Origin of the sequence: Novosphingobium decolorationis (assembly GCF_018417475.1) — a bacterium.
Lineage (GTDB): Bacteria > Pseudomonadota > Alphaproteobacteria > Sphingomonadales > Sphingomonadaceae > Novosphingobium > Novosphingobium decolorationis.
In genome coordinates, this window is record NZ_CP054856.1 from 18,435 (window position 1) to 41,442 (window position 23,008).

The 23,008-nt window shown below is 64.5% G+C and carries 25 protein-coding genes and 1 tRNA gene; 14 read left to right on the forward strand and 12 right to left on the reverse strand.

Going from position 1 to position 23,008, the window contains the following annotated elements:
- The first annotated feature begins 1 nt into the window (after nucleotide 1).
- Nucleotides 2–496 (forward strand): DUF2938 family protein, encoded by a 495-nt coding sequence (locus HT578_RS00110; protein ID WP_213501397.1) that lies wholly within the window; start codon nucleotides 2–4, stop codon nucleotides 494–496.
- A gap of 48 nt (nucleotides 497–544) precedes the next feature.
- Nucleotides 545–793 (forward strand): YrhK family protein, encoded by a 249-nt coding sequence (locus HT578_RS00115; RefSeq protein WP_052322575.1) that lies wholly within the window; start codon nucleotides 545–547, stop codon nucleotides 791–793.
- Between the two features lie 21 nt (nucleotides 794–814).
- Here HT578_RS00115 and HT578_RS00120 read toward each other — a convergent pair whose 3' ends face one another.
- The 6 genes from HT578_RS00120 to HT578_RS00145 form a co-directional block, all read right to left on the reverse strand.
- A complete protein-coding gene (locus tag HT578_RS00120) occupies nucleotides 815–1,489 on the reverse strand; it encodes an inner membrane-spanning protein YciB (protein WP_213501398.1) in 675 nt (224 codons plus the stop codon).
- Complete coding sequence (gene ftsY, locus HT578_RS00125) at nucleotides 1,489–2,451, reverse strand: signal recognition particle-docking protein FtsY (protein WP_052322574.1); 963 nt, start codon at nucleotides 2,449–2,451, stop codon at nucleotides 1,489–1,491. The genes HT578_RS00120 and ftsY overlap by 1 nt, the downstream gene beginning before the upstream one ends.
- The gene (locus HT578_RS00130; RefSeq protein WP_213501399.1) at nucleotides 2,448–3,626 is read right to left on the reverse strand and encodes a MiaB/RimO family radical SAM methylthiotransferase; all 1,179 of its coding nucleotides are present in this window, start codon (nucleotides 3,624–3,626) and stop codon (nucleotides 2,448–2,450) included. The genes ftsY and HT578_RS00130 overlap by 4 nt, the downstream gene beginning before the upstream one ends.
- Complete coding sequence (dapF, locus tag HT578_RS00135) at nucleotides 3,623–4,459, reverse strand: diaminopimelate epimerase (RefSeq protein ID WP_213501400.1); 837 nt, start codon at nucleotides 4,457–4,459, stop codon at nucleotides 3,623–3,625. Before dapF ends, HT578_RS00130 begins: the two co-directional genes overlap by 4 nt.
- Nucleotides 4,460–4,544: 85 nt before the next feature.
- Nucleotides 4,545–6,245: a putative bifunctional diguanylate cyclase/phosphodiesterase gene (locus tag HT578_RS00140; RefSeq protein WP_239026408.1), complete on the reverse strand. Its 1,701-nt coding sequence runs from the start codon at nucleotides 6,243–6,245 to the stop codon at nucleotides 4,545–4,547.
- A gap of 111 nt (nucleotides 6,246–6,356) precedes the next feature.
- Nucleotides 6,357–7,292 (reverse strand): isopenicillin N synthase family dioxygenase, encoded by a 936-nt coding sequence (locus HT578_RS00145; protein ID WP_213503892.1) that lies wholly within the window; start codon nucleotides 7,290–7,292, stop codon nucleotides 6,357–6,359.
- A gap of 82 nt (nucleotides 7,293–7,374) precedes the next feature.
- On the opposite strand from HT578_RS00145, the gene HT578_RS00150 reads away from it, so the two are divergent.
- From HT578_RS00150 to HT578_RS00160, 3 genes are all read left to right on the forward strand, one after another.
- The gene (locus HT578_RS00150; RefSeq protein ID WP_213501401.1) at nucleotides 7,375–7,788 is read left to right on the forward strand and encodes an EVE domain-containing protein; all 414 of its coding nucleotides are present in this window, start codon (nucleotides 7,375–7,377) and stop codon (nucleotides 7,786–7,788) included.
- 148 nt (nucleotides 7,789–7,936) lie between these two features.
- The gene (locus tag HT578_RS00155) at nucleotides 7,937–8,119 is read left to right on the forward strand and encodes a CsbD family protein (RefSeq protein ID WP_039394171.1); all 183 of its coding nucleotides are present in this window, start codon (nucleotides 7,937–7,939) and stop codon (nucleotides 8,117–8,119) included.
- Between the two features lie 190 nt (nucleotides 8,120–8,309).
- The gene (locus tag HT578_RS00160) at nucleotides 8,310–8,537 is read left to right on the forward strand and encodes a hypothetical protein (RefSeq protein WP_039394168.1); all 228 of its coding nucleotides are present in this window, start codon (nucleotides 8,310–8,312) and stop codon (nucleotides 8,535–8,537) included.
- Here the strand turns inward: HT578_RS00160 and HT578_RS00165 are convergent.
- A complete protein-coding gene (locus HT578_RS00165) occupies nucleotides 8,534–9,841 on the reverse strand; it encodes an MFS transporter (protein ID WP_213501402.1) in 1,308 nt (435 codons plus the stop codon). The two genes, HT578_RS00160 and HT578_RS00165, sit on opposite strands and share 4 nt — an antisense overlap.
- A 122-nt stretch (nucleotides 9,842–9,963) precedes the next feature.
- Here HT578_RS00165 and pgsA point away from each other — a divergent pair, with 122 nt between their 5' ends.
- Both pgsA and HT578_RS00175 read left to right on the forward strand, forming a co-directional pair.
- Entirely contained in the window at nucleotides 9,964–10,557 is a 594-nt protein-coding gene (gene pgsA / locus HT578_RS00170) for a CDP-diacylglycerol--glycerol-3-phosphate 3-phosphatidyltransferase (protein WP_213501403.1), read from the forward strand.
- A 182-nt stretch (nucleotides 10,558–10,739) separates the two neighbouring features.
- A complete protein-coding gene (locus tag HT578_RS00175) occupies nucleotides 10,740–11,888 on the forward strand; it encodes an MFS transporter (RefSeq protein WP_239026409.1) in 1,149 nt (382 codons plus the stop codon).
- Between the two features lie 7 nt (nucleotides 11,889–11,895).
- On the opposite strand, the gene HT578_RS00180 is transcribed toward HT578_RS00175, so the two are convergent.
- The 3 genes from HT578_RS00180 to HT578_RS00190 all read right to left on the reverse strand — a co-directional run bounded on the left by HT578_RS00180 (nucleotide 11,896) and on the right by HT578_RS00190 (nucleotide 15,131).
- Nucleotides 11,896–12,792: a hydrogen peroxide-inducible genes activator gene (locus tag HT578_RS00180; RefSeq protein WP_039394162.1), complete on the reverse strand. Its 897-nt coding sequence runs from the start codon at nucleotides 12,790–12,792 to the stop codon at nucleotides 11,896–11,898.
- A complete protein-coding gene (gene rnd, locus HT578_RS00185) occupies nucleotides 12,789–14,039 on the reverse strand; it encodes a ribonuclease D (protein WP_213501404.1) in 1,251 nt (416 codons plus the stop codon). Before rnd ends, HT578_RS00180 begins: the two co-directional genes overlap by 4 nt.
- Nucleotides 14,040–14,114: 75 nt before the next feature.
- The gene (locus HT578_RS00190; protein WP_213501405.1) at nucleotides 14,115–15,131 is read right to left on the reverse strand and encodes a hypothetical protein; all 1,017 of its coding nucleotides are present in this window, start codon (nucleotides 15,129–15,131) and stop codon (nucleotides 14,115–14,117) included.
- A gap of 170 nt (nucleotides 15,132–15,301) precedes the next feature.
- Between HT578_RS00190 and aspS the strand changes: the two genes are divergently transcribed.
- From aspS to HT578_RS00225, 7 genes are all read left to right on the forward strand, one after another.
- The gene (gene aspS / locus HT578_RS00195) at nucleotides 15,302–17,095 is read left to right on the forward strand and encodes an aspartate--tRNA ligase (protein WP_039394154.1); all 1,794 of its coding nucleotides are present in this window, start codon (nucleotides 15,302–15,304) and stop codon (nucleotides 17,093–17,095) included.
- A gap of 184 nt (nucleotides 17,096–17,279) precedes the next feature.
- On the forward strand, nucleotides 17,280–17,516 hold the full coding sequence (locus HT578_RS00200; RefSeq protein WP_028657713.1) for an acyl carrier protein: 237 nt from the start codon (nucleotides 17,280–17,282) through the stop codon (nucleotides 17,514–17,516).
- Between the two features lie 133 nt (nucleotides 17,517–17,649).
- Nucleotides 17,650–18,909 carry a beta-ketoacyl-ACP synthase II gene (gene fabF / locus HT578_RS00205; RefSeq protein WP_039394150.1) on the forward strand — a complete coding sequence of 420 codons (1,260 nt, stop codon included), beginning with the start codon at nucleotides 17,650–17,652 and terminating at the stop codon, nucleotides 18,907–18,909.
- A 31-nt stretch (nucleotides 18,910–18,940) separates the two neighbouring features.
- Complete coding sequence (gene mltG / locus HT578_RS00210) at nucleotides 18,941–19,915, forward strand: endolytic transglycosylase MltG (protein ID WP_422394362.1); 975 nt, start codon at nucleotides 18,941–18,943, stop codon at nucleotides 19,913–19,915.
- 37 nt (nucleotides 19,916–19,952) lie between these two features.
- Nucleotides 19,953–20,498, forward strand: coding sequence for a 2'-5' RNA ligase family protein (locus tag HT578_RS00215; protein WP_213501406.1), 546 nt, complete (start codon nucleotides 19,953–19,955; stop codon nucleotides 20,496–20,498).
- A gap of 107 nt (nucleotides 20,499–20,605) precedes the next feature.
- Nucleotides 20,606–20,682: transfer RNA gene (locus HT578_RS00220), tRNA-Met, on the forward strand.
- 178 nt (nucleotides 20,683–20,860) lie between these two features.
- Complete coding sequence (locus HT578_RS00225) at nucleotides 20,861–22,114, forward strand: tyrosine-type recombinase/integrase (RefSeq protein ID WP_046904789.1); 1,254 nt, start codon at nucleotides 20,861–20,863, stop codon at nucleotides 22,112–22,114.
- Between the two features lie 15 nt (nucleotides 22,115–22,129).
- Here the strand turns inward: HT578_RS00225 and HT578_RS22075 are convergent, their stop codons facing one another.
- On the reverse strand, nucleotides 22,130–22,327 hold the full coding sequence (locus HT578_RS22075) for a DUF5818 domain-containing protein (RefSeq protein ID WP_277884181.1): 198 nt from the start codon (nucleotides 22,325–22,327) through the stop codon (nucleotides 22,130–22,132).
- Nucleotides 22,328–22,339: 12 nt separating this feature from the next.
- Nucleotides 22,340–22,999, reverse strand: coding sequence for a lytic transglycosylase domain-containing protein (locus HT578_RS00230; RefSeq protein ID WP_046902795.1), 660 nt, complete (start codon nucleotides 22,997–22,999; stop codon nucleotides 22,340–22,342).
- Nucleotides 23,000–23,008 lie beyond the last annotated feature (9 nt).

A 23,008-nucleotide genomic window follows, 5' to 3' on the forward strand; every position in this document is an offset into this window, starting at 1 on the left:
GGTGGAAACGGCGCTGACCTTCACGCTCGTGGTCGGATTGGGCGCGACCGTTGCGCTCGATGTCTGGGCGCGGCAGCTGCGGGGCTGGTTCGGCATTGCCGGTGCCGACTGGGGCCTGGTCGGGCAATGGCTCGTCGGATTGCCCGCCGGACGAATGGTCCACACGAGCGATGGGTTCGCGATGCCAAGCCGGGGCGAACGCGCGCTTGGCTGGAGCTTCCACTATCTTGTCGGCCTGGTCTACGCGGCGGTCTATCCGCTGGTCTGGGGCGAGGATTTCCTGGCCGCGCCGAAGGTGGGCCCATTTGCCCTCGTCGGCTTCGCGCTCAGCACGCTCGCAGGGCTGTGCGTCCTGACACCGGCCATGGGCGGCGGCCTGTTGGCATCGCGTACGCCCGACCAGGGGCGCCGGATCGCGCTCATGCTGCTCAACCACGCGGTCTTTGCCGGTGCGCAGTACGCGCTTGCCTTGGGCCTGGTGACGGCTCCCACCTGAGGCGGTGCGGGCTGACAGCTTCGGGCGCGCCCGCTAGGATTTCGCGCCATGCAGTTCCTACGCACGCTCGTTCACGATTTTCGCTGGTTCCACATCGCGGTGGGCCTTGTCGGCAACCTGCTCTTCGTGGTGGGGAGCGTGCTGTTCCTGCCTGCCATGGCCGCCTGGCAGACGGCGGGCGTGTGGATGTTCATCGCCGGTTCGGGGCTGATGTTCCTGGGGGCGCTGGGCGAGCTGCTCAAGCAGACGCTTTCCATGCGCGGCACCCGGCTGGAGCGCGACAGCAGCGCGCCCTGACCGGGTGATGCCCTGCTGCGCTCAGTCGTGCGGCGGGTTGTCGAGAAGGTCCTCGCGCGCTTCGGTCTCGCCCATGCCGTGCTTCAGCACCATGGGAAGCTGCGAGAAGGTGAAGAGGAACGAGGCGACCGTGAAGCCCCAGAGCTTGGCCTGAAGCCAGGCATCGAAGCTGACGGTGTAGACCAGCGCCGTGTTCGCAATGGCCAGGACCAGGAAGAACCAGGCCCAGTTGCGCGACAGCTTGATCCAGCCTTCCTCGTTCAGCCCTTCGAAGGCGGACTGGAGCAGGTACTTGAGCATCGGCTTGCCCTTCATCAGCCCGATGAAGAGCACGACCGAGAACATCAGGTAGACCGCGGTCGGCTTGAGCTGGATCCAGATCGCCTCGCGGAAGATCACCGTGAGCGTGCCGAAGCCCAGAATCAGCGTCGTCGTCAGCCATAGCATGGGCGAAACCTTGCCCAGGCGCCATTTGGAGACACCCAGCGCCACGACGGTAGCGCCCATGAAGGCGATGGTGCCCTTGATGACGGCCGAGACCGTGCCGATGGCATCGCCGCTCTCTTCGGGCGAGAAGTGGCGGTAGGTCAGGAAGAAGACGAGAAGCGGGCCGAAATCGACGACCAGGTTGATCCAGCTCGACTTGGGCTTTTCGGCCGTAGTGGCGCTGTCCTGCTGTGCCTTCGGGCTTTCCATTACGCGATACCTGCAATGACGCGGGCGACGAGGTCCGGGTCGAAGGGACGAAGGTCGTCGATCTTCTCGCCCACGCCGATGGCGTGGATGGGAAGGCCGTATTGCTCGGCCGCGGCCACAAGGACGCCGCCGCGCGCGGTGCCGTCGAGCTTCGTCATGACGAGGCCGGTTACGCCTGCCACTTCCTTGAAGGTCTCGATCTGGGCGAGCGCGTTCTGCCCGTTGGTGGCATCGAGCACGAGCACGACATCGTGCGGGGCAGCCGGGTTGAGGCGGCCCAGCACACGGCGGATCTTGGCCAGCTCGTCCATCAGCTCGCGCTTGTTCTGGAGGCGCCCGGCGGTGTCAACGATCAGGACGTCAGTGCCGTCCTCGGTCGCGTCCTTGACCGCATCGAACACCACCGAGGCGGGATCGCCGCCCTCTGGGCCCTTGACGATGGGCACGTCGAGGCGCTCGGCCCAGACCGCGAGCTGGCCAATGGCGGCCGCGCGGAAGGTGTCGCCCGCAGCCAGCATGACCGCATAGTCCTGTTCCTGGAAGAGGTGGGCAAGCTTGGCGATGGTCGTCGTCTTGCCCGAGCCGTTGACGCCGATGGTGAGGATCACCTGCGGGCGCGGGAAGGCGACGATGTCGAGGGGCTTGGCGACGGGGCGCAGGATGTCGGCAATCTCGCGGGCGACCACTTCCATGATCGCGCGCTCATCCGCGTCCCGCTCGAAGCGTTCCTCGGCAAGGCGTTCGCGGATGCGGGCGGCTGCGCGCGGTCCCAGGTCCGAGATGATCAGCGCGTCTTCCAGGTCGTCGAGCTGCGCGTCGGTCAGGCGGTTGCCGCCCACGATCCCGGCGAGGTTCCCGCTCAGGCGCTCGGAGGTCTTGCGAAACCCGCCAAAGAGCCGGTCGGACCAGTCGCCATCCTGCGGCGTGGCGGACCCTCCGGCAGGTGGGGTGGTGTCGCTCATGCTTCCAGTATTCCTTCGATCACGTTGGCGGGCGTGAGGCACAGCACGGTGCCCGGCACGGTCCCGTCTGGCAGCCGGACCCGTGCGAAATTCTCCGCGTGGCCGGTACCATCCTTTTCGGCGAGAACCCATAGCGGGCGAGAGACCTGCGCGGCAAGCCAGCGCGCACGTTCTTTCGACACCGCCTCGCGCAATTCACGGGCCCGGCGCTTGATCAGCGCAGGCTCGACCTGCGGCATGCGCGCGGCAGGCGTGCCCGGGCGCGGGGAGAAGGGGAAGACATGGCCGTGGACGATGCCGAGCTCGGCGATGATCGAGAGATTGGCCGCGTGCGCGGCCTCGTCCTCGGTCGGAAAACCGGCCATGAGATCGGCGCCCACGGCAAGCTCGGGGCGGCGCGTGCGCAGGCTCTCGACCAGCCTCACGGCATCGGCGCGGCTGTGGCGGCGCTTCATGCGCTTGAGGATGAGGTCATCGCCATGCTGGAGCGAGAGATGAACGTGCGGCATGACGCGCGGCTCGCTGGCGAGAAGTTCGAACAGGACGGGATCGACTTCGGCCCCGTCGATGGACGACAGGCGCAGGCGCGGCAGTTCGGGGAAGCGTTCGAGAATGGCTGCGCACAGATCACCCAGATGCGGGCGGCCATCGAGGTCCTCTCCCCAGGAGGTGAGATCGACGCCGGTCAGGATCACTTCCTGTACGCCGCGTTCGTGGTGGACGGCAACGTCGGCCAGCGCCTCGGCAATCGTGCGCGAACGGCTGGCTCCGCGCCCCTGCGGGATCACGCAGAACGTGCAGGAATGGTCGCAGCCGTTCTGCACCTGGACGAAGGCGCGGGTATAGGCCGCGCGGCGTTGGGGCAGGGAGGGCGCAGGAACGTTCCAGGCGCGTGGGTCGAGCTTGGCGGTGTTGGCGACAAGGCCGTCGACCTCGGGCATGGCGGCCAGGGCCTCGCGCTCGACTTCGGCGGCGCAGCCGGTCACGACGATGCGCGCGTCGGGACGGGCACGTCGCGCCCGCCGGATGGCCTGGCGCGTCTGGCGCACGGCCTCGGAGGTGACCGCGCAGGAGTTGATGACGACAAGATCGTCCGCCTCGCGCAGCAGCGCGCGCATCTCTTCGCTTTCGGAAAGGTTCAGCCGGCAGCCCAGCGAATGGACTTCGAGGCTCAAGCGCGCGTCCTGTCCACGGGGCCAAGGCCGAAGTCAGCGGCGGCGAACGAGCCCCGGAAGCTTTCGGTAGCAGGGCCCGTCATCACGATCACACCGTCCTCGCGCCAGTCGATGCGCAGCGTGCCGCCGGGGAGCGAGACCTTGACCGAGCGGTCGACAAGACCGCGCCGCATGGCCGCAACCGCCGTGGCGCAGGCTCCCGTCCCGCAGGCGCGGGTGAGGCCGGCACCGCGTTCCCATACGCGCAAGGTGATGGCATCGCGGGCGGTGATTCCGGCGACGTTCACGTTGACCCGCTCGGGAAAGATGGGGTCGTTCTCGATCAGCGGGCCGAGGCGCGCCATGTCGATGGCGTAGGGATCGGGAACGAAGAAGATGGCGTGCGGATTGCCGACGTTGACGGCGCTGGGGTTGACCAGTTCCTCCCAGGCGACGGGCATGGCGTGGGTGTCCATGGCGTAGGCGAGGGGGATCGCGTCCCAGTCGAAGCGGGGCGTGCCCATCTCGACCGAGATCCCGGCCTCGGCGGGCGATGCGTGGACGATGCCGCCCAGGGTCTCGATCGCGGCGCTTTCGCCGTGGAGCAGGCCGACCGCGCGGGTGGCGTTGCCGCAGGCTTCCACCTCGCTGCCGTCGGGATTGAAGATGCGCATGCGAAAATCGGCCGAAGTGCTCGGCTCCAGCACCAGCAACTGGTCACAGCCGATGCCGGTGTGACGGTCCGCAAGCGCACTGGCGATGGACCCGTCGATGGCGGGCAAGGGCTGGCTGCGCGCGTCAAGGACCACGAAATCGTTGCCTAGGCCATGCATCTTGATGAAGTCGATCCGCATGGGCTGCGATCTAGGTATTTCGGGAGGATTGGTCCAGCCCTCAGATCAAGAGACGTGCGACGGCGCCCCCGGTCATAGGGGGTGTTCAGACGCGGCCGGAACGGCGACTTTCGTTCGAGGTCGTCGTCTCGAGGTCGAGCGTCCTTGGCGTGCGCTCCAGGCCAGCCGGGGTCGCGGATACGCTTCCACCGCGCGGGGCGGTTCCCGCGCTAATCCAGTCGCCGAGGTCGCAAGCGGGGCGCGGCGCACCGAAATAGTGCCCCTGGCCCTTTACCGGGCCAAGTTTGCGCAGTTCGTTGAGGACGTGAACATTGGCGATGCCTTCGGCCGTGATCGGAAGATGCAGGCCTTCGCCCATCATCGCGATGCCACGTACGATGGTGGCGGCGTCCATGTCGGTATCGATCCGCTCGATGAAGCTGCGGTCGATCTTCATGTGGTCGAAGGGCAGGCTGCGCAGCTGTGCGAGCGAACTGAAACCGGTTCCGAAATCGTCAAGGCTGACCTTGATGCCCTGGTTCTTGAGGCTGGTCAGCAGCGAGCGGACCTGTCCCACGTTCTGGTGCAGGCAGCTCTCGGTGATCTCGATTTCCAGGCGCTCGGCCGGGAAGCTCGATTCGACAAGAAGTTTCAGAAGTTTCTGGGCAAACCAGGGATCCCGCAGTTGGAGCGGGGAGATGTTCACCGAGAGAGTGAGCTCGCGGGGCCACCCCTTTGCGTCCTGGAGGGCCTGTCGGATGAGCTCTTCGGAGAGTTCGGCGATGGCGCCGATATCCTCGGCAATCGGGATGAAGATGTCGGGCGAGACGAGGCCCAGATCCGGGGATTGCCACCGCGCGAGCATTTCAAAGCCGCACAGGCGACCCGTGCCCAGATCCATCTGCCGCTCGTAATAGGGAACGAACTCGCCAGCGGGGATGCCGCGGCGGATCTTGTCCTCCAGCTCGGTGCGCAGGTGCAGTTCCTCGGCCATCTGCGGTTCGAACCAGGAGAAGGAGTTCCGGCCCTGGTGCTTGGCATGGTACATCGCCACATCCGCATATTCGAGCAGGACCTGCGCGTCGGCAGGCTCTGCGGCGCGGTGGCTGCGCGCGGTGGAGGCAAGCCCGAGCGAGCCGGTGATGTCGGCTGTTGTGCCCCCCACGCGCATGGTGCGGGCAAGCTGCCTGAGAAGGATCTCGGCGAGGCGGTCGACGTGTCCGCTCTGGGCAGGTGCGTACTCGATGGCAATGGCGAACTCGTCGCCGCCGATGCGGGCGATGGCGCTGCCGATGGGGACCACCTCGCGGATGCGCGCGGCGCACTGGCGCAGCAACTGGTCGCCTGCGGCGTGCCCGTTGAAGTCGTTGACCTGCTTGAAGTTGTCGAGATCGATCATCATCAGCGCCACGGCACGTCCGCTCTCACGGGCCTTGGCGATCATGACATCGGCGCGCATGCCGAAGCTGCGGCGATTGAGGAACCCGGTCAGGGGGTCGGTTTCGGCCAGGCGGCGGGCCGCAGCTTCCTCGCGCGTGCGCACGGCCAGTTCGGCGTTGAGCTCGCGGTAACGGCTCCAGCCGAAGATGATGATCGCGATGTTGAGAAGAAAGGCGTTGAGGACGAACTGGTCGGGCCCCGGGCTCTGGCCCATCAGTGCGCGCACGATATCGGGGCCGATCACGCTGCCGGTCGCCGTGAACAGCAGGATCGCGGATGTCACGATACCGAACGCGACGACATCCACGGTGCGTCTGCCCGGGATGTCGTCGCTGATGTCTGTGGTCGTCGTGACCTTGGCGTTCAAAGCCAGAGCTCCCTGAATTCGTCGGAAGCGGAAGCTCTAGGGATATCCCCTGAAGTTTTGGTTAAATCACCTCGGACGCTCACTTCAGGATTTTGCTAATTGTTATCCGTTTCAGTATTTTAATCCGATCTCGCGCAAGCGCTCCTGAAGATAGTCGTCTGCGGTAATGACATCGGGATACTGGTCGGGATTGTCCGCGCTGATGCATTGCGGAAGCGTCACGAAGGGGAAATCGCTGCGCAGGTGCAGGAAGAAGGGCATCGAATAGCGGCTGTAGCTGGCGCGTTCGCCTTCGGGATTGCGCACGCGGTGCGTGGTCGAAGGCAGGACGTTGTTGGTCAGGCGCTGCAGCATGTCGCCGATGTTGATGACCATCGCGCCTTCGGGCGGCGCGACCGAAAGCCACTCGCCATCCTTGCTCAGAAGCTCCAGACCGGCTTCCTCGGCGCCGAGCAGCAGGGTGATGAGGTTGATGTCCTCATGCGCCCCGGCGCGGATGGCCCCGCCGGCACCTTCGGCCACGGGCGGATAGTGGAGCAGGCGCAGCACCGAGTTGCCATCGTCGATAGCCGGATCGAACCAGCGCGGATCGAGGCCGAGGTGGACAGCGATAGCCGAGAGGATCTCTGCGCCCACCGCGTCGAAGCGGGCGAACAGGGTCTTGAAGGTCTCCTCGAAGCCTTCAACTTCGCCGGGCCAGATGTTGGGCGGCATGCTGTCGGCCAGCGGAGAGCCCTCGGGAAGATCGCGTCCGACGTGCCAGAATTCCTTGAGGTCCTTCTCGGTCGCGCCCTTGGCGACCTCGGTGCGGAACGGGGTGTACCCGCGCGCACCGGCCTTGCCGGCCAGGTGGTAGGCGCGCTTGGTCTCTTCGGGCAGCGCGAAGAATTCGCGGGTGAGGGCCCATGCCCGGTCGATCAGGTCCTGATCGATGCCGTGATCGCGGATCATGGCGAAACCGAAGGTGCGGAACGATTCGCCGATACGGGCGGGAAGATCGTCACGATCGGCCTCGAGGCTCAGAACGGGGATATTGGCGAGGTCCATGTCTTGCATATTTCCATCAAGAATCGTCTATGCCGCCGCTGTAAAGGTTTTGAAGCCCTTAGTCGAAACGGAAAGGCACACGATGGCAAAGCGCTACTGGCTCCTCAAGTCCGAACCCGATGCCTATGGCTGGCGCCACCTGGTGCGCGAGGGGGAGGGGACCTGGGACGGTGTGCGCAACCACCGGGCGGCCAACAACCTGCGTGCGATGGAAGTTGGCGACGAAGCGTTCTTCTACCATTCGAACGAGGGACGCGAGATCGTGGGGATCGTCGAGGTGAGCGCGGCGGGACTTGCCGATCCGAGCGACCCCGATGGCAAGTGGGCCGCGGTCAAGGTCAAGCCGGTGCGCAAACTGGCGCGCAGCGTCACGCTCAAGCAGATCAAGGCCGACCCGGCGCTCGCCGACATGGAACTGGTCAAGCTGTCGCGGCTCTCGGTCGGCGAGGTCCGGCCCGAGGAATGGGCGCACATCCTGGAAATGGCGGGCGGCTGACACGTGACTGGAGTGGGTTCAACCGGGTTGTCCAGTTGTCTCACGTAAGGCTCGCCTTGTCGGCGGGGCGGGAACGAACCGCCCGGTCGAGCTGTTGTCCTTGTGTAAGATCGGCAGGTAAGTGTCGAAGAAACAAGGAGATGTTATCATGGGTGAACTGAAGGACACGATCAAGGGTCTGGGCAACGAGATCGCCGGTAACGCCAAGCAGGCCGCAGGCGATGCGCGCAACGATCCCGAGCAGAAGGCCGAGGGCAAGGCGCAGGAGCGCAAGGGCGAAGTCCAGCAGGGCGTCGGCAAGGTGAAGGGCGCCGTGGGCGACCGGGTCTGACGGCAAGACCACGATAAGGCCAAGGCCAAGGCCAAGCCTTGCGCCAGTACGAACAGGGGCGACCGCAAGGTTGCCCCTTTTTCGTGCGCACTCCCGCGTGAGCCCGCCACGTCGGGAGACTTTCGTCCCGAAGTGGGAAGCGCGCCATTTTGGTCTGGATAGTTAACTAACCGTTAGCTAACTTTGCGGCATGAGAACCCAGAAACGTCGCGCGCTGGTCCTCTCCAGCGAACAATCCGGGCACCCGTTTCGCCGCTCCCTTCCGGCCCATGTGCTCGAAGTGCCGCCGCACCTGCGCCCTGCCGTGGACGACGAGGCGCTGGCCGCGCGGCGCTGGAAGATGCGAGGCGGCGACTGGCAGCAGTTCCTCGCGGCCTATTGCGCCTCGTTCCTCGCGATCTTTACCTTCATTCTCTAACGCGCGGTAAGTTCGGCGCGGTAGAGCCGGTAGCCCAGCCAGGCCGAGGCGAGGCAGGCGGCCGCGACGACCAGCAACTGCTTGACGATCGGCATGCCGAAGAAGTTGAGCGCCATAGCCACGCCCGCGCCCAGCACCATGGCGCCCGAATTGACCACGTTGTTCGCGGCAATCGTGCGCGCGGTCTGCGACTTTTCCACGAAGGTCGTGAGAAAGGCGTAGAGCGGCACGACGAACATCCCCCCCGCAATGGCGACGCCCAGGAGGGAGAGCATCAGGGGGAGCGCGAGCGGCTGCAGGACGAACGTGCCCACGTCCATGAGCGCGTCGGGCCCCTCGAAAGCGGGCCAGGCCTCGCACACGAGCTCGAAGCCGATCAGGCACACCCCCATCGCGATGACCGAGAGCGGCGACCAGCGCGCCGAGACGGTGCCTTTCAGGAGCGTGTTGATCGTGACCGAACCAATCGCGATGCCGATGGAGAAGATGACCAGGAACAGGCTTGCCACTTCCTTGGCGGCCATCAGGATGTTCTTGGCAAGCGGCGGGAACTGGATGAAGAGGATCGTGCCGAGCGCCCAGAAGAAGCTGATCGAGCACACGGCAAGGTAGACCCGCCGGTCGCTCATGGTGGCGCGGATCAGGCGCGCAGGCGCCCGCACCAGGTGGAAATCGAGGGGCTCGATCTTGCCGATGGGCGGGGCTGGGGGCACGCTGCGTCCCGAGACATAGCCGATCACGGCAACCGCGATCACCGCGATGGCCGCCGCATCCACGCTGATCCAGCCTGCAACGATCGTACCGGCCAGGACCGCGAGATAGGTGCCCGCTTCGACGAGGCCGGTGCCCGCGAGGACTTCCTCGCTTTTGAGGTGCTGGGGCAGGATCGCGTACTTGATCGGCCCGAAGAAGGTGGAATGTACGCCCATGGCGAAAACCGCCACCAGGAGCAGCGGGATCGCCACGGTGTGAAGGGCGATACCCTGCCACGCGAGGGCAAGGCCAAGCCCGCCCACCAGCATGATGAAGATCTCGCACAGCTTGATGAGCCGGATGATCGTGGCCTTGTCGCGCATGTCGGCCAGCTGGCCGGCCAGTGCGGAAAACAGGAAGAAGGGCGCAACGAAGATCAGCGAGGCCACCGCGCTGAAGATCGCCTCGGAACTCTCCGAGTTGTAGACGCTGTAGACCACGAAGAGGACCATCGCGTTCTTGAACAGGTTGTCGTTGAACGCGCCCAGAAGCTGCGTGACGAAGAGGGGGAGAAAGCGTCGCGCGCGGAGCAGTTGGGTCGATTGCGTCATGTAATGGTCTTGTCGGTCTCTCACCGTTCAGGTTGACGGGATCCTTAAAGCGGCAGGCCGAGGCCGCAACCCCCGATCAACACTTTATTCTGCCCCGCATTCCCGGCTATGGGGCAGCCCATATGCTGACGCTTCCGAACATCCTGACCCTTTCGCGAATCTTCGCGGTTCCGCTCCTTGCCTTCCTGCTGTGGTGGCCGGACTGGGTGCTGGGCTATGCGCTTGCCTTTGCGCTCTACTGCCTGATGGGGATCACGGACTACTTCGATGGCTATCTTGCGCGCTCGAGCGGGACGGTTTCCAAGCTCGGGGTCTTCCTTGATCCGATTGCGGACAAGATCATGGTCGCGGCGGTCATCCTCGTCCTGACGGCGCAGGGCATCCTGCGCGGGCCCTATGTGGGCGACATGCACGTGATTGCCGGGCTCGTCATCCTCATCCGCGAGATTGCGGTTTCGGGCCTTCGCGAGTTCCTGGGCCCCTTGCGGGTCTCGATCCCGGTCAGCAAGCTCGCCAAGTGGAAGACGACGTTCCAGATGGTCTCGCTGGGCGCGCTGATCCTGGGCAAGGCGATGCCCTGGTGGAACACGCCGTTCGCTGGTGTGGCGATCAATATCCCGCACACCGTGGGCCTGACCACCTTGTGGGGGGCGGCCGTGCTGACGCTCATCACCGGCTGGGATTACCTGCGCGTCGGCCTCAAGCATATGGACTGACGCGTAGGTCCGCGACGTGCGTCGCGCGCGCAAGGGCGTGCGTTCGTTGCATTCGCGGCGAGAGGTGAGGCGGGCCTAGGGCTCGGCCTCGATCCCGGGCCTGCCTGGCCCCTGCATGTTCGCGGAGCCCTGCCATTTCCTCGCTTTCCCATCCTGCCCGAGAGCATCGTGCGCTTCTGTCGGTGAGTGTCGTTGCGGTGATGGCGCTGGCCGCAGGCCTGACCGTGGCCAATCTCTACTACAACCAGCCCATGCTCGAGCAGATGCATGGCGACCTTGCCGATTGGCGGGTGGCCTATGTGCCGACGGCCACCCAGATCGGGTATGCGCTGGGCCTTCTTTTCCTTGTTCCGCTGGGCGATCTGTTCGAGCGGCGCGGGCTGGTCCTGTGGAAGTGTCTCGGACTGGCCGTGGCCTGTGCGGGTGTTGCGCTGGCGCAGGGGGGCGCGCTTGTCCTGATCGCCTCGCTGGTGGTGGGCATCTTTGCCTCGGTAGCCCAGCAGATCATCCCGATGGCCGCCAGCCTCGCGCTTCCCGAACGGCGCGGGCATGTGATCGGGGTTGTCATGGCGGGTCTGCTTTGCGGCATCCTGCTCAGCCGTACACTTGCCGGGTTCGTGGCCGAGCACCTTGGCTGGCGGGCCATGTTCTGGATCGCGGTGCCACTTGCCCTGGGGACGGCGGCCATGGTGGCGCTGCGCCTGCCGCGCAGCGCGCCGGAAACGGCTGGCACGAGTTACCGCGCAACGCTCGGCTCGCTTGTCGGGCTCTGGCGCGAATTTCCCGCGCTCCGGCGGGCAACGGCGATCCAGTGCTGCCAGTTCGGCGTGTTCTCGGTCTTCTGGTCGATCCTGGCCTTCCGGCTGGAGGCGCGCTTCGGCTTCGGCCCTCAGGTAGCGGGTCTTTTCGGCATCCTGGGCGTGGTCGGCGTTCTTGCTGCGCCTGTCGCGGGGCGCATCGCCGATAGTCGGGGCCCGCGCCGGGTGATTGCCGCTGCAGCCTGCATCTCACTGGTCTCCTGGGCGATCTTCGGATTGTGGGACGGGCTCGCGGGCGTGATGCTGGGCGTCGTCGCGCTCGATTTCGGTGTGCAGTCGAGCCAGATTTCCAACCAGAGCGTGATCTTCGCACTGAAGCCCGAGTCGCGCTCGCGCATCAACACGATCTACATGACCGCCATGTTCGTGGCCGGGGGACTTGCTTCGGCGGCGGCCATGGCATGCTGGACGCACCTGGGCTGGACGGGCGTGTGCGCGCTGGGCGCGGCGATCAGCCTGTGCTGCGTTGCGCTTCAGTTCACCGGCGGCAAGGCTGCGTCAGCGGGGCAATAAGGCGCGGTCAGCCCGCGCGCAGTTCATCCGCCAGCATCCGGAATTCGTCCGAGCGGGGCGAATTCTTGCGCCAGACCAGCGCGATCTCGCGGTTCGCGTTGGCCGAGATGAGCGGGCGGGCGACCACGTTGGTGCCGTTGAGGATGCCTGCATCGAGCGCCATTTCGGGCAGCATCGTGAGGCCAAGGCCATTGTCCACCATCTGCACCAGCGTGTGCAGCGAGGTCCCGATCATCGTGGCAGAGGCGCGCAGTTCGGGCCGGTTGCAGGCCGCGAGCGCGTGGTCCTTGAGGCAGTGCCCGTCTTCCAGCAGGAGGAGACGGTTTTCATCGATGATGTCGGGCCCCACTTCCTGGGGCGGGTCGCGCGGATCGTCGGCCGGGAAGGCCACGAAGAAGGCGTCGAGTTCGATCGTCTCCTGCTCCACCTCGCCTGTGGGGTAGGGGAGGGCCAAGAGCACGCAGTCCGCCCGGCCATGGTGCAGCGATTCGATCGCGGCCTGGCTCGGTTCCTCGCGCAGGAAGAGCTTGAGGTTGGGGCGTTCACGGCGCAGGCGCGGCAACATGCGCGGGAGCAGGAACGGCGCGATTGTCGGGATCACGCTCATGCGCACCTCGCCCGAGAGTGGCTTGCCGCTCGACTGGACGAGTTCGGACAGTTCCTCGGTCTCGCGCAGGATGCGGTGCGCCTTCTCGACCACCGTATTGCCCAGCGGCGTGAAGCGCACCGCACGCTTGGTGCGCTCCACCAGGGTCACGTCGAGCAGGGTTTCCAGGTCGCGCAGGCCCGCCGAGAGCGTCGACTGCGAGACGTAGCAGGCTTCGGCCGCGCGGCCGAAATGTCCATGTTCATGCAGGGCAACCAGATACTGAAGCTGCTTCAGTGTCGGCTGGTAGACCGTCATGATTCGCTGTCGTCCCCGCTCTCGTCGGTTTCCTCGTCGACCGCGTCGTCCGAGCCGGCGGAGGCGAAGATTTCCTCGTCCTCACTGACCCGGGTCATCTTGAGGCGGCCCTTCTCGACGGCGAAGCCAAGGCGCCCCTCGACCAGTTCGAGCGCGTCCTTGCCGAATACCTCGTAGCGCCAGCCTTCCAAGATCGGCAGGTTCTTGCGCACACCCGAGGCGAGCATTTCCAACTCGTCGCTGCGGGTGAGGAGGCGGGCGGCAACGTCGATTTCGCGCGCGCGGATCTTCAGGAGCAGCTTGAGGAGGTCGGCAACCAGTGCGCCTTCCTTGCCGAGCGGTGCACCGCGCGGCTGGCGCGGGGGCATCTCGTCGTCGCCGAGTGGCTGGGCCTTGGCGATGGTGTTCATCAGGCGCTTGCCGATGTCGTTGTCGCGCCAGCCTTGCGAGAGGCCGCGCACCTTGGCGAGATCGGACTGCTGCTTGGGCGGATGGCTGGCCAAGTCGGCCAGCGTCTCGTCACGGGCGATGCGCCCGCGCGGGATGTTCTTGCCCTGCGCTTCCATCTCGCGCCATTCGGCGATGGCTTTCAGGCGGCCGAGCATCTGCGGATTGCGGCCCGCGGCCTTGATCCGGCGCCAGGCCAGCGTCGGGTCGTTCCGGTAGTTGTCCGGATCGGCGAGCTTTTCCATTTCCTGGTTCAGCCACATGCCGCGGCCGGTCTTGATCAGGCGCTTGAGGATCTTGGGGAAGATCTTCGAGAGGTGGGTGACGTCACCGATGGCGTATTCGATCTGGCGCTCGGTCAGCGGACGGCGCGACCAGTCGGTGAAGCGCGCGCCCTTGTCGATGGTCAGGCCCAGCCAGGATTCGACGAGGTTGGAATAGCCGATCTGTTCCGACTGGCTGATGGCCATCATCGCGATCTGGGTGTCGAAGATCGGCGAGGGGGTCTTGCCCGTCGCGTTGAAGATGATCTCGACGTCCTGCCCGCCGGCATGGAAGATCTTGAGAACATCGTGGTTGTCCGTGAGCAGCTCGTAGAGCGGCGTCATGTCGAGGCCGCTGGCGAGCGGGTCGATCGCGGCAGCTTCCTCGGTGTTGGCGATCTGGACGAGGCAAAGCTCGGGCCAGTAGGTGTTTTCGCGCATGAACTCGGTGTCGACCGCGACAAAGTCCGACTTTGCCAGGCGGTCACACAGTTGGGCGAGCTCGTCGCTGTCCGTGATCAGGGTGTGTATCTTCATTTGCATGCGGCGTTACGCTGAAGACGCGAAGGGATCAACGCCAGCGATGCCCCGTTTCGCGTTTGTTTGCGATTATTAACGGCGAAACAGGCGGGCAAGGAGCCCCGGACGGGCCGATTCGGCGAGTTCGGAGATGCTTTCTTCGGTCACCAGCTTGCGGCGCAGCTGCGTGCCGGTGGTATGGATGCCCGGTGGCGGGAGGTGCCAGGATTCCGGGTCATCGCCCGGAGCGGAGCCTTGCGCGTCGCCGGAATAGGAAGGCGAAAGCAGCGCGGCCATCGTGTCGGCGTGGTCTTCGCCCTCGTTCTCGAAAGCGTCCTCTTCCTCGTCGTCCTCGTTGTAAGTTCCCGAGAAACCTGTGGCGCCATCGTAGGGCTCCGGCGCGCTTGGCGTCTCGGGCGCGTCGCAATTGGCAAGGACGGGGGTGGAAAGGGCCGCGAAGGGGCTTTCGCTCACCGCGAGGAGGGCCATGCGGCGCGGCAGCGCGGTGCGGCGGGCCTTGTCCTCGACGGCCAGGTGGAACAGCACGCCCATGTAAAGGGTGCCGAGCAGTTCGGCCTGGAGGGCGGTGGCGTTGGGTGTCTCGCGCGCGGTGTTGGCCATGTGCAGCGCGGCCAGCGCATCGGCCATGGTGCCAAGGCCGTCGATACCCACCACGCGCTCTTCGGCATCGGCGTGGTCGTTGTGCCAGGCCGATCCATAGTCGTTGAAGCCTTCGAGCAGTTCCTCGCGGGTGCATTCGGAGAAGGGCCAGGAGGTGTCGAAGAAGAAGCGGGTGGCGAGGACCGGCTCACCGTCCTCGTCGCTGATGGTGTGGGGGGAGAGGTCGAGGCTGACGGCCGAGACCGGCTCGCCGCACTGGTCGAGCTTCCAGATCGCGTCGGCGAGGAGATTCCAGCCCGTGAACGAGATTGCTTCGGGCCGTGTGTTCAGGAATTCGGCGGGGAGGGGGCCTTGCGCTGAGCAGACGCCCGTCAGCATGTCCCGCAGCATATCGGCGGCTTCGTCCGCGCGCTGGCTGCGCACCATGTCCTCGATCGAGCGTCGAAAAGCCTTGTTTTCTGCGCTGTCAATCGTGACCTCTGCCAACATCGTGTTCTCCATTCGACCCGAACGTCAGGCAATTAGATGATAATGGTTTATACCGGGTTACGCGGATAACCTTTTGCGCAGGGTCAAACGGTGTCTGGAAATCGGCGCGCCAGTCGACTAGGGGACGCGGCCTGAACTCTTAGTTTTTCGCGAAGAAGAAGCCTGACGCCATGACTCATCCCTATCGTTCCCACACCTGCGGCGCCCTGACGGCGGCCGAGGTCGGCCAGACGGTCCGCCTGTCGGGTTGGGTCCATCGCAAGCGCGACCACGGCGGCGTCCTGTTCGTCGACCTGCGCGACCACTACGGCATGACCCAGGTCGTGACCGACAGCGACAGCCCTGCGCTCGAGATCCTCGACGCACTGCGTCTGGAATCGGTCGTCACCATCGAGGGCACCGTCAAGGCGCGCACTCCCGAGACGGTGAATCCCAACCTCGTCACCGGCGAGATCGAGGTATACGCCCGTTCGGTGACGGTGCTGGGCAAGGCTGCCGAACTGCCGATGCCGGTTGCCGGTGAGCAGGAATATCCCGAGGACATCCGCCTCAAGTACCGCTTCCTGGACCTGCGCCGCGAGACGCTGCACGCGAACATCGTCAAGCGCACCCAGATCATCTCGGACATGCGTCGCCGCATGGAAGGCATCGGCTTCACCGAATTCTCGACGCCGATCCTGACCGCGTCCTCGCCCGAAGGCGCGCGCGACTTCCTCGTGCCCAGCCGCATCCACGCGGGCAAGTTCTACGCGCTCCCGCAGGCGCCGCAGCAGTACAAGCAGCTGCTGATGGTCGCCGGTTTCGACCGCTACTTCCAGATCGCGCCCTGTTTCCGCGACGAGGACCCGCGCGCCGACCGTCTGCCGGGCGAGTTCTACCAGCTCGACCTCGAGATGAGCTTCGTCACCCAGGAAGAGATCTGGGAGACGATGGAGCCGGTCATGCAGGGCATCTTCGCCGCGTTCGCAGGGGACAAGCCGGTGACGCCTTCGGGCGAGTTCCGCCGTATTCCCTACGCCCAGGCGATGCTTGACTACGGTTCGGACAAGCCGGACCTGCGCAACCCGATCCTCATCAAGGACGTGACCGAACACTTCGTCGAATCGGGCTTCGGCATCTTTGCCAGCATCGTTGGTGGGGGCGGCGTGATCCGCGCGATCCCGGCGCCGGGCGCGGGCGCCGGCAGCCGCAAGTTCTTCGACGACATGAACAACTGGGCGCGCGGCGAGGGCTTCTCGGGCCTTGGCTACATCAACATCAAGGATGGCAAGCCCGGCGGTCCGATCGCCAAGAACCACGGTGAGGAAAAGACCGCGGCGCTGATCGAGGCGCTTGGCCTTGGCGAGAATGACGGCGTCTTCTTTGCCGCGGGCAAGCCCGAGCAGGCCGCCAAGCTGGCGGGCCTTGCGCGCACTCGCGTCGCCGAGCAGCTCGACCTCATCGACAAGGATCGTTTCGACCTGTGCTGGATCGTCGACTTCCCGTTCTACGAATGGGACGAAGACAACAAGAAGGTCGACTTCGCGCACAACCCGTTCTCGATGCCGCAGGGCGGCATGGAAGCCCTCAACGGGCAGGATCCGCTCACGATCAAGGCCTACCAGTACGACCTCGTGTGCAACGGCTTCGAGATCGCTTCGGGCTCGATCCGTAACCAGGATCCCGAACTGATGGTTGCCGCCTTCGAGAAGGTGGGTCTGACCAAGGCAGATGTGGAAGAGCGCTTCGGCGGTCTCTACCGCGCCTTCCAGTACGGCGCTCCGCCGCACGGCGGCATGGCCGCCGGTGTCGATCGCATCGTGATGCTGCTGTGCGGGGCGCAGAACCTGCGCGAGATCTCGCTGTTCCCGATGAACCAGCGCGCCGAGGATCTTCTGATGGGCGCGCCGACGCCGGCGGAATCGCGTCAGTTGCGCGAACTGCACATGCGCGTCGTCGAGCCCCAGCCCAAGCCGGGCGCCTGAACGGGCAAAATCGACGCAAAAACCGAGCTTGCGGCGCCTTGAGGGTCTTTCGCCCTTGCAAAGGCGCCGCACTTGGGACAAGTGCGGTGCCCGTGCTGTGGCGGCACTTGCCAGCCAGCGCCCTAGGAACTAGGGCGTCAAGCAACCAAGATTAATCCTCCGCTTTCTGAAGGGGTCTATACAAATGAGCGATACCGCCGATCGGGTTAAGAAGATCGTCGTCGAGCACCTCGGTGTGGAAGCCGACAAGGTCACCGAAGATGCAAGCTTCATCGATGATCTGGGTGCCGATTCGCTCGACATCGTCGAGCTGGTCATGGCGTTCGAAGAAGAATTCGGCGTCGAAATCCCGGACGATGCCGCTGAAAAGATCAGCACCGTCTCGGATGCGATCAAGTACATCGACGAGAACAAGGGCTGATCCCGGCCCGCCCGCAGCGTCCCGGTAACGTCCTTTCAGGGCGGACCATCGCCGGTTTGTGGGCAATTGGATTGAATTTGACAGGCTCGACCTCTAAGGGGGCGGGCCTGTCGCCGTTTCGGAGAGCATTGGAATGCGTCGTGTCGTCGTAACCGGACTTGGCCTCGTCACCCCGCTGGGCGCTGACGTGGAAACGACCTGGAAGAACATCCTCGCCAGCAAGAGCGGGGCGGGCCCCATCACCAAGTTCGATGCGTCGGATCAGAAGTGCCAGATCGCCTGCGAGGTCAAGCCGGCGGATCACGAGTACGGGTTCGATGCCAGCAAGCGCGTGGATCCCAAGATCCAGCGCCAGGTCGATCCCTTCATCGTCTTCGGCATCGATGCCGCGGGCCAGGCGCTCGAAGACGCCGGCCTTGTCGACATGGACGAAGAGACCAAGCTGCGCGCGGGCTGCTCGATCGGTTCGGGCATCGGCGGTCTTCCCGGTATCGAGAGCGAATCGCTCGTGCTCGCCAACCGTGGCCCGGGCCGCGTCTCGCCGCACTTCGTGCACGGCCGTCTCATCAACCTCATCTCGGGTCAGGTCTCGATCAAGTACGGCCTCAAGGGCCCGAACCACGCGGTCGTCACCGCCTGCTCGACCGGCGCGCACTCGATCGGCGATGCCGCGCGCATGATCAAGGACGACGACGCCGACATCATGCTGGCGGGCGGTGCGGAAAGCACGATCTGCCCCATCGGCATTGCCGGCTTCGCCCAGGCACGCGCGCTCAACTGCAGCTTCAATGATCGTCCCGAAGAAGCCAGCCGCCCCTACGACAAGGACCGCGACGGCTTCGTCATGGGTGAGGGCGCGGGTGTCCTCGTCCTCGAGGAATACGAACACGCCAAGGCGCGCGGTGCGAAGATCTACGCCGAAGTCGTGGGCTACGGCCTTTCGGGCGATGCCTACCACGTGACGGCTCCGGACCCGGAGATGGACGGTGCCTACCGTTCGATGGCCGCGGCTCTCAAGAAGGCGGGCATGACGCCGGCCGATATCGACTACATCAACGCCCACGGCACCTCGACGATGGCCGACACCATCGAGCTGGGCGCCGTGCGCCGTCTGTTCGGCGAGGCCATGGACAGCGTCTCGATGAGCTCGACCAAGTCGGCCATCGGCCACCTCCTTGGCGGCGCGGGCGCGGTCGAATCGATCTTCTGCATCCTCGCGATGCGCGACCAGATCGTGCCGCCCACGCTCAACCTCGACACGCCTTCGGAAGGCTGTGAAGGCGTCGACCTGGTGCCCAAGGTGGCACGTTCGCGCGAAGTGCGCGCGGTGCTCAACAACAGCTTCGGGTTTGGTGGCACGAACGCCAGCCTGATCATGAAGAAGGTCGACTGACCTTCCGCGCGGGCTCCAGGGAAGAACCCTCATGATGTCACGGCGCAGGTACGCCCTCGTGGCAGCGCTCGTCCTGGTGGCGGGGATCGTGGTGTGGAACGTCGTGGGCGGCTGGTTCGGTTCCGGCCCGCTCACGAAGGATTCCGCTTTCGTGGTCCCTAATGGCGCCAGCCTCTCGGCTGTGGCCGACAAGCTCCAGGACGAGGGCGTGGTGCGCTCGGGCGACGGGTTTGCCCTGCGCGCACGCCTCTTCGGGGGCGGTGGCGCGATCAAGGCCGGGGAATTCGTGATCCCCGCCCACGCCAGTCCCTCGCGGGTCCTGGCGATCATCTCCAGCGATGACGTCGTGCGTCGCCAAGTCATGATCCCGGAGGGCATGCCCTCCATCATGGTCTACGAGCGCCTGATGGCGCAGGAGGCCCTGTCCGGCGATCTTGCCGTGCCCGAAGAAGGTTCGGTCCTACCTGCCACCTACGATATCCAGAAAGGCGATGCGCGCGCGGATGTCCTGCGCAAGATGCAGGCGGGCATGCGCCGTACCCTGGCCGAGCTCTGGGAAAAGCGCGCGCCCGATCTTGTCGTCAAGACGCCTGAAGAAGCGCTGGTACTCGCCTCCATCGTGGAGAAGGAGACGGCAAAGGCCGAGGAGCGCACTGTCGTGGCCGGGCTCTATTCCAACCGTCTGAAGCAGGGGATGTTGCTCCAGGCCGATCCCACGATCATCTACCCCATCACCAAGGGCAAGCCGCTGGGCCGGCGCATCCGACAGTCCGAGATCCAGGCGATCAACGACTACAACACCTACTCCATGGTAGGCCTGCCCAAGCACCCGATCTGCAATCCGGGCCGCGCCTCGATCGAGGCGGTGCTGCACCCGGCCGAGACGGACGCGCTCTATATGGTCGCCGACGGAACTGGTGGGCACGTCTTTGCGTCCACGCTCGAAGCGCACAACGAGAACGTGAAGAAATGGTTCGAGATCCGGCGCAAGCGCGGCGAGATCTGAATGCATTCGAGGCATCTGGCGTGACGGTAGGCCGGCCATGGTGAACCTTCCCGGCAAAGTTCTCAGCTCCGAGCGTCAGCCGGGCGCTCCCTTGCTGGTGACGGCCCTGCTTCCCCCTGAGATCCAGGCTTGGGCCGACGCACTTCGCACGGCCCATTTCCCGCCTGAACGCAATCGCCTGCGCGCGCACGTGACGCTCTTTCACGCGCTGCCACCCAGCGTGGAGGAGGAGTTGATACAGGTCCTCAAGGACCTGACGCGCACTCCGCCAGCGCAGGCTCAGGTCGTGGGTCTGCTGAAGCTGGGCAAGGGCACGGCGATCCGCATCGAATCGCCCGCGATGGTCGAATGCCACGCCGAGATCGCCGCGCGCATGCACGGCCTCCTCACGCGCCAGGACGCCCAGCCCCTGCGCCTTCACATCACGATCCAGAACAAGGTGACCTCGCAGGAGGCGAGGGCGCTCCAGGCGCAGTTGAGCCCTATGCTGGAGCCCCGAACCTTCCGTTTCCGCGGCTTTGGCATCTATGCCTGGGAGGACGGATTATGGCGTCCGATCAAGGACCTGCACTTTAATCGCTAAATTTGTAAAATAGGGTGTTGACCAATCTCCGATACCCCCCTAGAGGCACGCACCTGCCCCGCAGACGCGGCGCACCACACTGCTCCGGCCAAGGCCGGAATTGGTATGGCGGAGTAGCTCAGCCGGTTAGAGCAGCGGAATCATAATCCGCGTGTCGGGGGTTCGAGTCCCTCCTCCGCTACCATTCCTTGATCCGGAAGCTTCCACTAGCTTCCGCATTTTTCCAAAAATCGAAAGAAAAGCAGAGGGTTGCGGGTGATTCGCGTCCGCATGCGCCCATGGTCTTCCACATGCAGCCAGATTTGGTGTGGGGGTATTTTGGGGGTATTTTCGCGGAGTATCGGAAAGGAGCGATACCCCCAATGCCTCTCACGGAGATTCAGGCCCGAAATTCCAAGCCACGCGAGCGCGCCTACAAGATGGCCGACGGGGAGGGCTTATTCCTGTTCGTACAGCCGAACGGGTCTAAGTTATGGCGGATGAAGTACCGCTTCGCGGGCAAGGAGAAGTTGCTCTCGTTCGGCGCTTACCCAGATCTCGGGATAGCTGCCGCGCGCGACAAGCGCACAGCCGCAAAGGCGTTGCTAGCCGAGGGCAAGGATCCAATGAAATCCAAGGGAGAAGTGATCTCGCAGGAAGGAGCCACCTTCTTCGAGGTCGCAAAGCGTTGGCATGAAAATCGAAAGAGCGCGTTGAATGCCGCGCACGCCGAACGCGTCTGGTCGCGCATGGAAAGGGACGTCTTTCCAGTCATCGGCGAGAAACTCGTGAATGAAATCACGGCACCCGACGTCCTGGCAATGATCCGCAAGATCGAAGCAAGAGGCGCGCTCGATATCAGCCGGCGTGCGAAACAAGGGGTGGGGCAAGTCTTCCAGTTCGCAATCGCGTGTGGTCTTGCCTCGAACGATCCGACGACGCATTTGCGCGGGGCTCTAAAGCCGCGTCCAAGAGTGAAGCATATGAGCCGGCTGCCTCTCAGCGAGTTGCCCGCATTCATCGAGAAGCTGCATGCCTATCAGGAAGAGGGCGAACGACGGTCCGCGATCACCCGTGACGCAGTTCTCTTTGCGCTCCTGACTTGGGTTCGAACCAAGGAACTGCGTTTCGCCGCCAAATCCGAGTTTGAAGACCTGGGCGGAAAATCACCTGTCTGGAGGATACCAGCCGAGCGAATGAAGATGGGACGAGAGCATTTGGTACCCCTCTCGCAGCAGGCAACGCACATCGCGAAATCCATGATAGCAGCAGCGCCTGGCGAGTTTCTCTTCCCGGGCAACGGCCCGAACAAGCCGCTTTCAGAGAACACAATGATCTACGCGCTCTATCGCCTCGGATACCACAGCCGCCAAACCGTACACGGCTTCCGGGGCTTGGCGAGCACTTGGGCCAATGAGCAGTTGGTCGAGTTCGGTAAGCCGCCCATGTGGATCAGGAAATACCATGAGGATTGGGTCGAACTACAGCTCGCGCATTCGGAGAAAAACGACGTGCGTGGAGCTTACAATGCCGCTGAATACCTGGCTCCTCGGCGCCGGATGATGCAGGACTGGGCTGACTATCTGAGCGGCGGGAAGGTGATCGACATCAAGAAGGCAGGGAAGCGCGCAGCCTGATAACTATGGCTTCGATCAGACCGGTCCAATCCAGTCTGCGCGCAAACGATCTCGACCTGCGACAACCCCCTCGACAATCACCGCTGATTCGACGAATTCGCATTCGGGTTCTTCGCTCTCGATGATCCAGACGACTTCGTCTGTCGTGGTCAGGAACATCCCGCGTCTACCGCGGCTTAAAATTCCCGAGACGCGTATTCGACCCGCGCTCACAACACCCCCCGTTCAAAAACGCCAATGGCGCAGCACTTCGCGCACATAGGCCGGCGTCTCGCCATTGCGAGGAATACCGCCTGCGCGCTCGACGGCACCTGGACCTGCGTTGTAGGCAGCGAGGGCCAGATGAACCACCCCGAACTTGTCCAGCATCTGGCGTAGGTATCGGGCCGCACCCAAGATGTTCGCCTTGGGATCGAAGCGATTTGAAACGCCAAGGTCCCGCGCTGTCCCTGGCATCAATTGTCCCAAGCCTGCGGCCCCGGCCTTGCTGATGGCCATCGGATTATATCGTGATTCCGTCCATACAAGAGCGTCGAGAAGGCCGCTTGGTAGCGAGTATTGAGCCTCAGCAGCGTAAACATGAGGAAGGTAGCTAGCCCGACGGAAGCCCGATGGCGCGCTGCCTTGGGGCTTTGGATATCGATAGGGCAGATAGGTTCGACCCGCATCGGTAGCCGGCGGCTCGGACGAGGCCGTTGGAGGCTTTCTCCAAATGCCATGTTCGACGAGCAGGAAGCCATCAGTCCCTTCTGCAACGCGGAAGCCGTCGGTCGTCAACTCCGAGGCAACGGTCATCTGAGGGGGCTCCATCTCCTGCGCGTGAGCGGGGAGGACGGACCCAAATCCTGTCGTTGCCCCTGCAACTACTGCCCATTTCAGTCTCATTCCCAAATC